At 40.5% G+C, this 14275-nt stretch carries 14 protein-coding genes; 1 reads left to right on the forward strand and 13 read right to left on the reverse strand.

Features of this window, described 5'->3' with window-relative positions:
- Positions 1-253 precede the first annotated feature (253 nt).
- From AB5618_RS16160 to AB5618_RS16180, 5 genes are all read right to left on the reverse strand, one after another.
- A complete protein-coding gene (locus AB5618_RS16160; RefSeq protein WP_148463375.1) occupies positions 254-520 on the reverse strand; it encodes a hypothetical protein in 267 nt (88 codons plus the stop codon).
- Positions 521-761: 241 nt separating this feature from the next.
- Positions 762-977 carry a response regulator gene (locus AB5618_RS16165; RefSeq protein WP_148463376.1) on the reverse strand — a complete coding sequence of 72 codons (216 nt, stop codon included), beginning with the start codon at positions 975-977 and terminating at the stop codon, positions 762-764.
- On the reverse strand, positions 977-2629 hold the full coding sequence (locus tag AB5618_RS16170; RefSeq protein ID WP_148463377.1) for a hybrid sensor histidine kinase/response regulator: 1653 nt from the start codon (positions 2627-2629) through the stop codon (positions 977-979). Before AB5618_RS16170 ends, AB5618_RS16165 begins: the two co-directional genes overlap by 1 nt.
- 3 nt (positions 2630-2632) lie before the next feature.
- On the reverse strand, positions 2633-2830 hold the full coding sequence (locus tag AB5618_RS16175) for a hypothetical protein (protein WP_148463378.1): 198 nt from the start codon (positions 2828-2830) through the stop codon (positions 2633-2635).
- A gap of 763 nt (positions 2831-3593) precedes the next feature.
- The gene (locus AB5618_RS16180; protein ID WP_148463379.1) at positions 3594-4355 is read right to left on the reverse strand and encodes a class I SAM-dependent methyltransferase; all 762 of its coding nucleotides are present in this window, start codon (positions 4353-4355) and stop codon (positions 3594-3596) included.
- Positions 4356-4507: 152 nt separating this feature from the next.
- Between AB5618_RS16180 and AB5618_RS16185 the strand changes: the two genes are divergently transcribed.
- The gene (locus tag AB5618_RS16185; protein WP_173736063.1) at positions 4508-4792 is read left to right on the forward strand and encodes a hypothetical protein; all 285 of its coding nucleotides are present in this window, start codon (positions 4508-4510) and stop codon (positions 4790-4792) included.
- Positions 4793-5009: 217 nt separating this feature from the next.
- On the opposite strand, the gene AB5618_RS16190 is transcribed toward AB5618_RS16185, so the two are convergent.
- From AB5618_RS16190 to AB5618_RS16225, 8 genes are all read right to left on the reverse strand, one after another.
- The gene (locus tag AB5618_RS16190) at positions 5010-6290 is read right to left on the reverse strand and encodes an Ig-like domain-containing protein (protein ID WP_118583507.1); all 1281 of its coding nucleotides are present in this window, start codon (positions 6288-6290) and stop codon (positions 5010-5012) included.
- Positions 6291-6455: 165 nt separating this feature from the next.
- Positions 6456-7187: a class I SAM-dependent methyltransferase gene (locus AB5618_RS16195; protein ID WP_148463380.1), complete on the reverse strand. Its 732-nt coding sequence runs from the start codon at positions 7185-7187 to the stop codon at positions 6456-6458.
- 54 nt (positions 7188-7241) lie between these two features.
- Entirely contained in the window at positions 7242-7802 is a 561-nt protein-coding gene (locus AB5618_RS16200; protein ID WP_118583503.1) for an NUDIX hydrolase, read from the reverse strand.
- A gap of 346 nt (positions 7803-8148) precedes the next feature.
- Complete coding sequence (locus tag AB5618_RS16205) at positions 8149-8598, reverse strand: hypothetical protein (RefSeq protein WP_226836664.1); 450 nt, start codon at positions 8596-8598, stop codon at positions 8149-8151.
- Position 8599: 1 nt separating this feature from the next.
- On the reverse strand, positions 8600-10186 hold the full coding sequence (locus tag AB5618_RS16210) for a DUF6034 family protein (RefSeq protein WP_148463381.1): 1587 nt from the start codon (positions 10184-10186) through the stop codon (positions 8600-8602).
- A gap of 171 nt (positions 10187-10357) precedes the next feature.
- Entirely contained in the window at positions 10358-11794 is a 1437-nt protein-coding gene (locus tag AB5618_RS16215) for a HAMP domain-containing sensor histidine kinase (protein ID WP_148463382.1), read from the reverse strand.
- Complete coding sequence (locus AB5618_RS16220; protein ID WP_148463383.1) at positions 11791-12456, reverse strand: response regulator transcription factor; 666 nt, start codon at positions 12454-12456, stop codon at positions 11791-11793. Before AB5618_RS16220 ends, AB5618_RS16215 begins: the two co-directional genes overlap by 4 nt.
- A gap of 294 nt (positions 12457-12750) precedes the next feature.
- The gene (locus tag AB5618_RS16225) at positions 12751-14124 is read right to left on the reverse strand and encodes a sodium-dependent transporter (RefSeq protein ID WP_148463384.1); all 1374 of its coding nucleotides are present in this window, start codon (positions 14122-14124) and stop codon (positions 12751-12753) included.
- Between the last annotated feature and the right edge of the window lie 151 nt (positions 14125-14275).

Here is a 14275-nt window from a genome sequence, read left to right on the forward strand (position 1 = left end):
AATCTGCCCTTTTGAAATGAGTTTTTAGCAGGATAATATAAATGTGTAATATCTAATCTTAAGTTTATGATGTTGAGTTGAACTGGTGGTTGCTAACTTAGCTGATATTGCAGTATTTTTTATGGGATAAAAAAGTGAATATTATACTACTTTGTAATTATTAACTATTATTTGACACAAGCCATCATTTAACAGCTAAAATTTGACATACTATATTTTATTATACCTACTCATGAATATAAATTCAAGGATATTATTGTGTAAAGAAAAAAGTGTATAAATCTGGAATATCTATAGGCTGCTGTTTTCGCTTTGGCGGTGTCGGCGGAAGGACTTCATTCATATAAGGTCCAATCATAGATACGGTATCTATAACTTCCATCCGGGATCTGATACTTCGATCCGCTGTTTTATCTAGTTCTATCGGAAGAATCACCTCAAAATGGCTTCCTTCTCCCAGTTTGCTCTCTACCTGAATGGTTCCGCCCATCATCTGGATGATATTGTGCGTGATCACCATTCTCTACCAAGTGTTCAAACTCTGTTTCATATTCCATCCATAATAAACTCATTTTCGGTCACTCCTCTTCCAAAACATTTTCATATAAAAAACGTCTTTCCTCAAACAGATGAAAAGACGTTTTTGCTCATATCATTATCTTATCAACAGGCATGGAGATGTTATCATTGGACGCAATAAGAGTGCTGTGCAAATTATATATTTCTCTAAACATGCGTCAATACCTCCTTGCTGACTTTTCTTATATATATTTATAAATGGTCATCTTTACTTTCTCAATATCCAAAGGTTTTGCCAGATGTGCATTCATTCCAACAGCAATACATTTTTCAGCGTCCTCCTGAAAAGCATTTGCTGTCATGGCAATGATTGGAATTGTCTCAGCATCAGGATGTTTCAGTGACCGGATTGTTTTTGTCGCAGTAAGCCCATCCATTACAGGCATCATGATATCCATCAGAATTGCGTCAAAATAACCTTCCGGTTTCTCTGAAACATCCTGACCGCCTGCAGTCCATCTTCTGCAACTGTCAGATTTGCACCTTCATCAGACAACAGAGTTTTCGCAATTTCTGCGTTCAGTTCATTATCCTCCACCAGCAATAAGTTTAATCCACTAATATCCATCTGTGCTGCTGTTTTCTTTACTGTATCTGGTGCGGAAGCAAGTTTAAACGAAATTCTGATAATAAAAGTTGATCCGATTCCTTCTTCGCTTTTTATTTTAATTGTTCCGCCCATTTTTTCAATCAGGCCTTTTACAATCGACATTCCCAGTCCAATTCCCTGTTGTGTACTTCCAGAATCATTCCTTTCCTGCGAAAACGGCTCAAATATATGCTTCAGATATTCCTTACTCATGCCAATGCCTGTATCTGTGATCGTCCATTCATATGTCGTAATTCCATCCACTACTTCTGTATAATCCAACACCGTTATTATCTTGCCGCCAATCCGGTTATACTTAATACAGTTTCCATAAATATTAAGAAAAATCTGTCTCATATGCACCGGACTTCCATAAATAAAAGGATATCGAAGCCCTTCTTTTTTTGAACGGAACTGCATTTGAATTCCTCTGTCTTTTGCCCGCTGTTCTATGATAGTCAGAACATCCTGACTTAATTCATCAAAGTTGATGATTTCCTGCGTTAGCGGTACATTTCCATCTTCGATTTTGCTCATCTGAAGAATATCATTAATAAGTGACAATAGATAATCTGCGGCTACCTGCATTTTTCCGAAATTTTCCAGAACCAATTCACTGTCATCAAAATGCTTCTCAGCAATCTTCAGCAATCCGATAATGCCATTCAGTGGGGTTCTCATATCATGAGACATCCTGGAGAGAAAATCAGACTTGCTTTTATTTGCTTTCTTTTCACTTTCCAATGCAATTGATTTGTGCATGAAGTCATTTTTATCCAGCATGAGATTCCAATGTTCAATGGTTCCGTCTTCCTTTATTACTTTCTGTCCACGATCTTCGATGTATTTGTATGTGCCGTCCTTACAGCGTATCCGGTAAATAGTAGCATAATGATCGGAATGCGTATATTGATTTAATGCATCTGCAAGTCCGACCTTTACGTCATCTGGATGAGCAAGACCGATAATATTACCGCCAGAAGCGTCCATCAGTTCCTTCGGTGTTGCGTAACCGAGCATATTTGCAAATTGTTCTGAAACATATTTAAAAGAATATTCCGGGTCATCATTACTGATTTTGACACCGCCAGGGATGGATACGGTAAATAACTCCAGCTGACTTTGCAGTTTCTTCGTTAATTCCTCGATCATAGCCGTATGCTTTTTCTCTTCTTCCAGAAGCTTCGCATACTCTCTGTTTGATTTTTCCAGTGCCCTCTCTTTTTCCTCTAAGCGATAATGTTCTGTACGGTCAAGAACATAATTGACTGCAATGATATCTCCGGTTTCTTCTTCCCGGTACAGGGCCATGTGATCTTCTGCAAGCATGGGCTCAAAAGTAGCAGTCCTGGTCCAATATCGGAATGATATATGCCGTTCACCATTTTCAAAACGCTTTAACAGTCGTTCTCTGTCAAACTCGTGCAGAAAATCTTGAAGACCTTCTTCAGGTATGGTCAATGCCTATGCATCCACCAGACTCTGTAAGCTTGAATTTTCCGGCAAACCTAATTGTTCATTCAGATTATATTTTTTTCCATTAACTACCTGATACATGGAACCACGTACAATATTCTTTGTGAGATTGATCACGCAGTATCCATCGGCAATAGCAAATACCGACTCTTCCAAAAAACGGTTATTAATCATATCCTGACTCATACTTGTTTATCTCCCTGTAAATTCTCTGATACAGATTATATCCTTATCCAAATATATCCGTCAACAAAGAGTTTTTACATTGTAGAATGAAAATTTACACGCTCATCAGTAGTATTTGCAGGATTTAAAAAACAGGAACATTTCATAAATTTCTCAGCTATATGGCAAGCCGAGAAGTCGGGAAAATAGCAATTCAGTAAATGTACTGAAAAAGAGTGGGGTGAGTGGGGATAGTTGCCAATATGGGGATGTTGGGGTAAAAGAAAAGCCATGGTTCGTGCCATGACCTTTCAAAAGAACATTTAATTTCCGCTTGCAACTCCGGCAAGTTTTACTGTCACATCATAAGTAGACGAATCATCTTCAACAGATTTTCCGTTGACGCAATCAGCGTCTGTTCCTTCCATCCAGATATACACATGAACGGCAATTCCATCATATCCTACATTTGTTGTATTTTTCTATTTTATAATGTCAAAATACCCGATAATTCCTATGCATACGTCTTTCTTCATAGGCGACCACAGCGTATGCAATTTCAGTTTATACATCTGACTATTATTTTCCAACGTCGCTTTTATCTGCACAGAGATTTCTTTATTTTGTACAGATGTCTGGTGTAACAAAACCCGAATAGATGCAGAAGATTCTTTAGAGCTGTAATTACATTTATAAATATGCCCCCGAATCCTATCTAAATATTAGGACATTTCAAGAAAAGCAGGAACTCTTCAAAGGAGTTTCCTGCTTATTTTTATTACCATTATTTTTTTACACCAATTAGTAATAGCCATCTATGATCAAACATGATTTGTGAATCTTTATTATATGGTGAAAAACCGGTTTTTCTACCGCCTTCTAATTCAGCTTTCATCAAATTTGTTATCTCTTCTTGCACATCTTCCGAAGTATCAGTCAGTTCCATCCAACTTTTTAGATTCACCGGCACCAGAGTAGTTTCTTCGCATTGCAGTGCAAAATCTTTCTTGAACATTTCTTCAAATTCTTCCCTGCTGAGGATTCTGGTATGAGAAGGATCACGCATATTTTCAATCTTATCATCAATTTCTCGTAAAGGCTCCTCGGCAGCTTCCATATCCCAGACCACCATCTTTCCCCCTTTTTTCAAGACACGTTTCATCTCTTCAAAAGGTTTCTCAGGATTGTCAAAATGATGGAAAGAAAGCCTTGTGATCACCAGGTCAAAGGTTTCGGGTTCGTATGGAAGTTTTTCGGCATTACCACTTTGAAAGTAAATATTTTCTATATGACTTTCTTCGGCAAGTCTGATTCCCTGTGCCAGCATTTCTTCCGTCATATCCAGACAGGTAATATCCTTTACATAAGGAGCCAGAGCCCTGCCACAAATACAGGTCCCGGCAGCTACTTCTAATGCATGTTCTTCTCCTGTTGCTGCGATTTTCTGAATCAGATAGTCTGTATATTCCACTTTTGACATATGATATGCTACAAATTTTTCAGCCTGTTTTTTGAATGACTGTCTGACTATATCATTATGATTCATTTCAAACGCCTCCTATCCTGTTCTTTGTTTTCTTATAATACCATAAAAACGGGATAAATGACTTAACATACAATATAAAATATATTATATTTAAAAAGAATATGTTAAAGCACAGTTTAGGTCCAATAAAATACTGAACGGAGGAATATAAAATGGGTGATGCAAGTATTATTGCAAGACTGCTTGCTAATGGTCATGTTCAATACGGCTGGAGTGGAAATGGAGGGTATTTTAGCATGGGAGGAATTAGATTGCTATTATGGTATCAAGAGCCTAAAAATGTAGAATATCTATTTTCACTTGGGCAGACATCATTAATCGGAAAGATTGGAAGTGAAAAAGGCGGTTTTAACTGGTATGAAACTCATTGCCCTACAGGAGAGCCGTTCTGGCTAGCTAATACGGAAAGAATGATTTTTAGTAGAATAGTTCTATAAGCAACTGCTGATGATCGTCACAAGTTGTTTTTGGGGAGTCCGTGGCAGTAGTTTGGGAAGCTGCTGTCAAAGTGTCCAAAAAGATTTCTCTTAGTATACTGTCACCCCCAGTGGTTACAGATATAATTTTTATAAAATACATTAAGGGCAGACACCAAAAACCGAGGTCTTTGATGTCTGCCCTCTTGTAATTAGAATGAATCACCTGAAGACATATTTAGAATGGATTACTTGAAGCCGGGGCTTTTATTGAAGTGATCAGATCCATCCATTTATACATATACCAGTTTCCGTCCTTAGATGATTTATAAACATCGATCCATTTACCACTGTCAGAAGCCTTGCAATAGATAAAGGCTCTATACTGATCAGGAGATGGTATGGAAGGATTTGCCGGAATGTATATCTGATCTTCATCTACTACAGAATCCTGAGTTAATGTAATTGAATAAGGCTGTGAAGGTGTGTAGTCATTCGCCGGAGTTGCACCATTTAAGAATGCATTTCCAAGATAGAGATACTGTTTACTCTTTTTCATTTGCTCTGCTAATCTCTGCTTCTCATAAACAGATAACTGCTTATTGCATAAATATCCGATCATTTCTTCGCAATCTGTCTGATTTTCCGGTTTCCAGGTCCGAAGTGACATGACATAAAGAGCGAGCACCTTATATCTCCCATCATCACCGCTGATGTTATACTGCTTCAATTCTTCCACGTTTGTTGGAATTGTGCTGAAAGTATAGGTATAAGTATTCAGAGGAATCTCAATCACTACAGATTCGCCAGCTTCATTCTTGACTGACCGCTGCCCTTTTATAACTGCTTTCGAAAGAACTGGTTCAGTCTGAGGCTTTGTTTCCATGGTAACTGTAACTGTGCATGTAAGAACAATCCCTGCATCTACTTTGATTTCTGTTGTTCCAACATTAATTGCATGTACCTTTCCCTGACTGTCTACCTCTGCAATATTCTTGTTTGAACTGGTCCATACGGGCAGATGCTTAGGATCCTGTACGCTAAGCTGATAATATTCACCTTTACGCATGCTTAAAGATGTTGCACTTAGTACTGGTGTTTTTGCTGGAGCTGTGGTAGGTGTTGCTGTAGGCTCTGCCGGCGGATTTACCGGAGCAGAAGGTGTTGTAGGTGCTGGCTTTGCAGGTGCTTTTTTACTCTTAACAGTAACCTTACACTTGTATGTTTTTTTGCCAACCTTAGCTTTAATATATGCAGTTCCTTTTTTCTTTGCTGTAACGACACCCTTTTTATTGACAGTTGCCACTGATTTCTTTGTGGAGGACCATTTCACTTTCTTTTTTGTGCCTTTTACCTTTAAACGGTATTTCTTGCCCTGGGTCAAGGTAAGCTTTGTTTTGTTCAGTTTGATCTTCGCGGCACTTACAGATGTGGTATCCACTGCCAGACACATTACTACAAGTAAGAATGTAGTAAGCAGTACGCTGGCTTTTTTTAATGATTTTTTACCATTTCTCATAAGCATTTTCTCCTTCCTTATAAGCAATACTGTCCTTTTTATTCTTATTATACATAGTTGCTTCTGATTTGCACTAGCACTTCTGACAGTAATCGAAAAGGATTATAAAAATGCTGCTATGCATATATCATTTATTCATCTGCCTGCTCTGCCAATTTATTTCCTCTACAACGTATAACAATCATATCGAATCGCTTTTCCGCTTAACGTATAAGAAGGCTTCCTTCCTGCCAGAAAATCACTTTTCAGCGGTCGTTTTACAATGATCTTATCCGGGTCTGCGCTGATAGCGGCGTCGAAAAGGTCGGTCTCTTGGGAGCATGGGGGCTCCAGCTTCTGGATGAGCTGCAGTTTTTTGTTGATCAGGCTGGACTTTTGTCTTGCGGGGAACATGGGATCCAGGTATATGACGTCTACAGGATCCAGGAGTGCGGGCATTAATTCCACGCTGTTGCCTTCTGTCAGTTTCATGCGGGCAGCGATCTCTTTCAATACGGGATGCTTCTTTGCCCGGCGCAGGGCATCCTTTAAAAGAACAGCAATCACTGGATTCTGCTCATACAGAGTTACCTCATACCCCTGGGCTGCCAGAAGAAATCCATCCTCTCCCATACCTGCTGTGGCATCTATTGCCTTGCGCCCTGGCTTTTCTGATTTGGAAGCCCGTACCAGCATTTCATGCTGTAATCTTCCGTTGGTCACCCGGTGAAGCATATTTTCGAAATCCCCCTGATAAGCCAGACCATATCCGGTTAAAGAAACACCTTTGGAATTAAAAAGCACCGTCAGGTGCTCTCCCGGCTTTTCAGAGATTGGGGTATTTGTGCGCCTGGAAAAAGCTTCAGCCATATCTCTTGCGCCACCTTTTTCAAGGCAAACTACAATTTTCTCACTCATGTTCTCTTCTCTTTCTTTGTATCATATAAGTATTATAATTGTTGGCTTCTTTCATTACATTTTCTCAATCAGCTTGGAGTACACATGTTCTACAAACCATGGTTCTGTAGATTTCTTCAGCGCTTCTTCAGGGGAAAACCAGGCGACACCGCTGTTCTCGTCGGCTTTTATGGAGACAGCTTCCTCAGAATCTGCTTCCAGCAGATATGTTACATTCAGATGTAAATGGCTGGACACATATTTGCCCTTTTTCACATGTCCATCTACTGTAAGGGATTCCAAAGAAAAAATCTCCTCAGATACAGGACTGACATGGGAAATCCCCGCTTCCTCTTTCACTTCCCGAAGGGCAACTGCAAGTAAATCTGTCTCCCCGTCCGCATGTCCTCCCAGCCAGGACCAGGAATTATAAATATTGTGATAGACCATGAGAATTTTGCTTTTATCCTGATTTACCACCCAGGCAGAAGCAGTCATATGTGCTACCGTGTTTTCTCTGGAAAAAGCATTGGTATTATTTCTGATCCAGTTCAGAATAAGCTGCTTATCCGTCTCTTCTTGTTCATTGAACGGGGTATAATACTCAATTTGGTTAAGTAGTTCCTGTCTGTTCATTATAGAGTGCTCCTTTTTATTGGTCTTATACAATAGTATAACATAAGCAGATATTTATTTACACCTGAAAAGGAAGTATCTTTGTTATTCAAAATGCTGTTTAGCGTTTTCAAGATTGGTCTTTCCATTTATCTTTAGCAACACCTTTGTTACAGTCAGCGCAGTGCCAGATTCGCTGCACAGAATTCTTGCCTGGGAGAGCGGGATATAGATCTGATTATCTTCTCCGGGGAGTATTGCAGCAACTTTACAGGGAAGACAGGACACTGGTGAAATATTATTCCCGGGATTGTCCATAGCCGTGAAACTACTGCTGGAAACGGAACTGCTGTATTCAGTAGAACTTTTATTTGAATCGATACTGTCTAAGCATTGCTGCTGTGTCACTCCACAGATTGCCTGGATAGCTGTCCTTCATGCACAGCACAGAAGTAAACAAAAGCATAAAACATGTATATAAAATCGTTACGAATGTAATATAGACAAACTGGCCTAAGAGCCATTTCTTCTTGGTGGTACGGATCAGCTGATAAGGAGTGACTGGTGTCATTTTCGGCAGGTCGGAGAACAGCAAAAGCAAAAGCATGGAACTTAGAAGCACTGCTGTTCCATCCCCGAAGGTCCACAGGAAAGGTTCAATTGCCTGTACAGGCGTATTGTAGTTATCCATAACAACCATGATCCTTCCTGTAAGCAGAAAACTGAGCACAAATTCCAGAAAGAGGGTAAAAATCACTTTGGGATTACGGAAAAAGCCGAAGAAATTGTAGCGAACAATTCCAAGTGTCTGCTTCATATCAGTATCCCAGACTACGGTCTATAATACTTCCGTCTACTGCATTGATGGTAAGAAAGCTCCAGGTAGGCCAATCTGTCGTATCTGAGTAGGTTTCGCCATCATATTCGGAGTCAATCTTGCGGGATCCGAAGAAATCCCAGACAGGAACCAGAAGACCGGTATGGGAATCTGTGGATGGCTCATAAATTCTGGCATAGCCAAGAACGATACGGTCAATATTGAATACCCTGGAATTTTCATAGGTAAGGTTGTCCGCGTTGGTGACGATCATCATTTTTTCGTAGATATTCATGATCTCGCTGAATGGAAGCAGGTTTAAATTCTCAGTCTTAGTTTCTCCGATGGTGTATGGATTACAATAAGTCATGCTGTCGATTCCGTCTGCATTTACATAAAAATAAAGGTTTTCGTAAGCCCAGGTTTCCATAGTACTGTCCATGTCTTCAAGCGCTCCACCTGCATCCATGGTATAGGTAAGTGGAGTTCCATTTATGGTACGGCTGTAGTAGATAACATAACCACTTCCGAGATAACTGGAGTTATCATCTGTTCCAATGGACGTCTGAATCGCATAATCCCATCCGCATTGGTTTAAATCGTCAAGGCCCATGGCATCTGCTTTTTCCTGGGCTAATTTCTTCGCGTCATCCAACGAAATTCCAATAGATTTTTCGGTAGGTTTTTCATATGGACTGCTGCTGGAATAATCGGACCAGACAGCGTCAGAAGGGATTTCTTTACCGTCTTTTTGGGCTATCTTCTGGATTCTTACTTCCAAAGAATAGGCTCCCCAGGAAGAGGTACGATAAGAATATTGGGAGCCGTCATCTAACTGGGCGATACCGGTAAAAGCATTGTCTTCCATAACTTCACCAGTATTGCTGTATGTCTGTACTCCCACGGCAGGTCTTCCTTCTACCAGATTTCTAGTCTCAGGTGCAGATTCATACTGGTTTTCCCAATAATCAATGTCATCGTAAATATCATATATGAGATTGCCATTATCATCGGTTCCCCAATTATTAGGATCCAGATTTCCGTTGGCAACATCTTCTTTTAATTCGTCGATTTTTTTCTTGATCTCATCCTTTGTCTGTACGTAATAGCTGTCTGCAGTGTAAATCTTCGCATTTGAGAAAAAGGCATCTGTGATACCATCAAGAAGATCCTGTGTGACTGCAGCTGGTGTAACAGAAATTGCAGATATCTTTTCCACATCTGGTATTTCTACTGCCGCATCCGTATTTACCACAAGCTTGGATGTGTCGTCTGTTACTTGACTTTTGTAAGTCTCAGGCGCATTGATCAGGTCGCGGATAGTGGTTCTGGCAGCTGAGGCATTATCCGGGTGAACGTCAGTGGAGGCAGCAGTATCACTTGTACCAGTATTTTCAGAAGCAGTTGTCTGATCAGCGGAGGAGGCATTTCCTGCCATATTGACATCCTTGTCATCCGCTTCTTTGTAAGAATCCAGTGCTTTATTTCCCTTCTGCCTTACAAGGGAAGATTCTGGTGTCTGTGCACATCCCGCTAACATTCCCATGCAGAGAGTAAGTCCAATCATTCTTTCTATATTCTTTCTCATTTGTTTGAAGTCTCCCTTTCGATGTTTGAACATAACCGGAGATTTAGGGGAACGGGTGTTTGATATTGCTCATAGTAATCACCGGTCATGTTCTGATATAGATTATAGTACTTGGAATTACACCAAATCTTCCGTAAATTGTAACTGAATTGTAATCTGGCAAGAATTTCTTTACCATTCAATGAATACACAGGTTCCCTTTCCTATTTCACTTTCAATTTTCATTTGAAATCCATGTATATCCGCGATTTTTTTACAAAGTGCAAGTCCCAGACCCACACTTCCATTCGCCCGGGAACGGGATTTGTCAACCATATAAAATGCCTCTGTCACTTTATCAAGGTCTTCAGCTGGGATTCCTTTGCCAAAATCCTGGACCATCAGTTTCTCAGCCGTCGCTTCCAGTATGAGTCTGGAATTGTCCGCGGAGGCTTTTACTGCGTTGTCAATAAAATTGTTTACCAGACTTAACATAAGATCTTTGTCAAAGTTTTTCTTCAGATCAGCAGGTTCACACTGAAGTTCCAGACAGATATTCTTCTCTTTCAGACGGCAGAGGTTAAGCTGTCTGGAATCCTCCAGAAAAGATTTCACTGAATTTTCTGTTGGGGCAAAACGTGCCTCCCCAGTTTCATATAATCCGGTAAGTTCCAGCATTTTTACCGAAAGTCGGGACAGCCTGCGGCATTCACTGGAAATATAGGAGAGAGCTCTCTCCTGCTGCTGTCTTTGCAGGCGCACTGTGAGAAGGGTATCTGCATATCCCAGGATAGAGGTCATAGGTGTTTTCAGCTCATGGGCAAGACTTCCCATTAACTGTCGTTGTGTATGGTTTACAGTGGAAAGGCATTCAATCTGTTCTTTAACCTTGGAGGACATCTGATTAAAGCTTTTGCCAACCTGCGCCAGTTCCGTATCTCCTTCCGCAGGAACTTGTATATCATAGTTGCCTTCAGATACAGAAACCGCAGCTTCCCTTAATTTTGTAAGGGGTGCCATAATTTTCCGCAGGCTGAAAAAAAGAATTGTTCCGGTTAACAGAAGAAGAACCAGCGTCAACATACCCGCCTGATAAAAAAGGATCCTGTTACTCTCCAGAACATCAGAAACGTCTTTATAAGTGACAATCTGATAATTCAGATTTGTAGTTGACTCTGTGGAGGAATAAAAAAAAAGCAACAGTGTTTTACCGTCGGCTTTGCTGATAAGGGGATCACAGATATAAGTATCCGCGTCATACCATTTTCCGTGTAATTCCACTTCTCCCAGTTGTTCCTGGATTCCCTGAACATCGAAGTCATAGGCGGTACCGTTGTAAAGTTCTTCATCATTCTGATATAGAACAGCACTGTCATGGAAAATCTGTCGGAAAGCGTAGATAAGAATTCGGTTTCGGACTTTCTCATCGGAATTAGCGGACTGACTGCTTGTAAGTCTTAATTTCTCCTCAAATTGTAAAAGATTATTCTGAAATTTGGTATATTCATAGTTATTGATATACTGAATACTCTGATTCTTCCAGCGATATGAAGTATAGAAAAAAACAGCGGAGGATAAAATCAGGATCACGCAGGCCACCTGTAAAAAGATTTTTGTAAAAAGCTTCAAAATTCCACCTCCAGTCGGTATCCAATGCGGGGAATGGTTTTGATCCTGTTCTGCCAGCCCAGCTTTTTGCGGATACGTCCCACATGTGCATCTACTGTTCTTGTTTCTCCTTCGAATTCTACGCCCCAGAGACCGGCCAGAAGCTGCTCTCTTGTAAGAGCTTTATTGGGATTGCGGACGAACATCATAAGGCAGTTGTATTCCATTGGTTTCAGGTAAATTTCCTCTCCATTTCTGGTAACGGTATGGCTTATGGTGTCTATGGTAATATTGTTAATCTGTATCTGCTCCTGTAAATTTCCATGACGTTCCAGTACTTTCTCCAGGCGGACCATCACTTCCAGCATCTCGAAGGGCTTTACAATATAGTCTTCGGCACCTTCTTTAAGGCCTTTTACTTTGCTTGTGATGTCGGCTCTGGCGGTGAGAAAAATGACGGGAATGCCGTAGTGATTCAGTTCTGGTAAAAGGGTATATCCATCTTTTCCAGGGAGCATAATATCTACAAGGGCGCACTGGAACTCATGATCCCAGGCAATTCCTTCGCTGGCGTCATTGCCGTCCAGGTAGCTTACGGTCTGGTAGCCGGTGACTTCCAGGTTCATGCAAAGTAAGTTATTGATTGCTGGTTCATCTTCTATTACAAGTATTCTGGCTTTCATTTCGGGTCCTTTCTTGTATACTCTGAAAAATAATCCTTATTTGATGTACTGGTTCTATTATACATGTTTTGGTAGTGATAAATGTAACCATATTGTAAAAAGCAGATATAGGGAAAAGTTGTGTGCGTTATTGATGGAAATGTGGCAAACTTTAAAGCTTTGTAGATATGGAGGCAGTCCTTATACAATCGCCCCACCTGAGATGGGTGGGGCGATTAAAAAATTATAGTATTTATTCAGCAGGTATTATTTCGCGAAGTGGTAACTGAGAAGTACAGAACAGTTACAAATTATTTACATGGAAATCAGTCCAAATGCATTTGCTACAGAGCTAAGCAGGATAATTGCTGCAAATATCGGGCAGAGGTATTTGATCATAAAGTTAAAAATCTTTTTCCTGCGGAAAGTTCCGCCTTCAGCTACTACTTCCTCCTCAATCTTTTCCACTCCCACTTTTCTGGAAATTAAAAGACAGGTTGCAAGTGCGGCAATTGGCATCATTACAGAATTGGTGAGGAAATCAAAGAAATCCAGAAACTGCATTCCAATGATTTTTACAAAGCCAAGCGGTCCATATCCAAGGGAAGAAAGAGTTCCAAGAAGAATCATGATCACACCAACAATAACGGTTGCTTTCTTTCTGTGCCATCTCAGTTCGTCCTGGAAGGTAGATACAGCGCTCTCCGTCAGGGCAATAGAGCTGGTAAGAGCTGCGCACAGCACCAGTACAAAGAACAGAATCCCAATGGGAGTTCCCAACCCCATACTGGCAAATACCTTTGGAATGGTGATGAACATAAGCGCCGGTCCTGCCTGTAAAGTATCCGGATCTCCACCGGAGAATGCAAACACAGCCGGAATGATCATCAGACCTGCCATAATGGCAATTGCAGTGTCAAACACTTCTACATTCTTGGTGGAACCTTCGATAGATACGTCCTTTTTCATATAAGAGCCAAAGGTTACCAGAATTCCCATGGCAATAGACAGGGAATAAAACATCTGACCCATGGCGGCTACCACTGTCATCCAGGAGAAATTCTCAATATTTGGTACCAGGAAATATTTCACTCCTGCAAGGGCACCTGGTCTTGTAACAGAGTAAACAGTAATAAGCACAGATAAAAATACCAGAACCGGCATCATAAATTTGGAAACGCGCTCTACTCCGTTTCGGACTCCTGCATATATGATTGCAACTGTTAAAAATGCAAAAATAAGGAAACAGACCTCTGTGGAGGTACCATTCGAAATAAACTCAGAAAAATATCCGTCTTCTGCCAGCTTCTGGCTGTTACCTTTTATATATTCGATCAGATATTTGATAACCCATCCGCCGATAACGGAATAGTATGGCACGATCAGGACTGGAATGATGGCATTGATCCAGCCACCAAAGGACAGCCATTTAGACTTGCCAAATTTTCCAAAAGCACCTACCGGACTTTTTCTTGTCATTCGGCCAAGGGCGGTTTCGGCGACAATCATGGAGTAGCCAAAAGTAAGTGCCAGAATAATGTAAATCAGTAAAAATATTCCACCGCCGTATTTTGCCGCAAGGTAAGGAAATCGCCATATATTTCCCAGTCCGACGGAAGCTCCGGCAGCAGACAGTACAAATCCCAGTTTACCGGAAAAAGTACTTCGTTCATGATGATGTTTTTCCATAAATTTTTCCTTCCAAATTCGTAAAATTTGTTTTTGCTTTTTATAAACTCCAACTCTTATGATGATAACATGGTTTTGTGTTAAAGGCAAACAATATATATAAAATAACAGCAATAACAAATAATACAAAAACGAGGGAGAAATTATTGAT

It is taken from the genome of Ruminococcus sp. J1101004sp1_RTP21198st1_B9_RTP21198_201120, assembly GCF_040924245.1.
Classification (GTDB): Bacteria; Bacillota; Clostridia; order Lachnospirales; family Lachnospiraceae; genus Blautia_A; species Blautia_A faecis.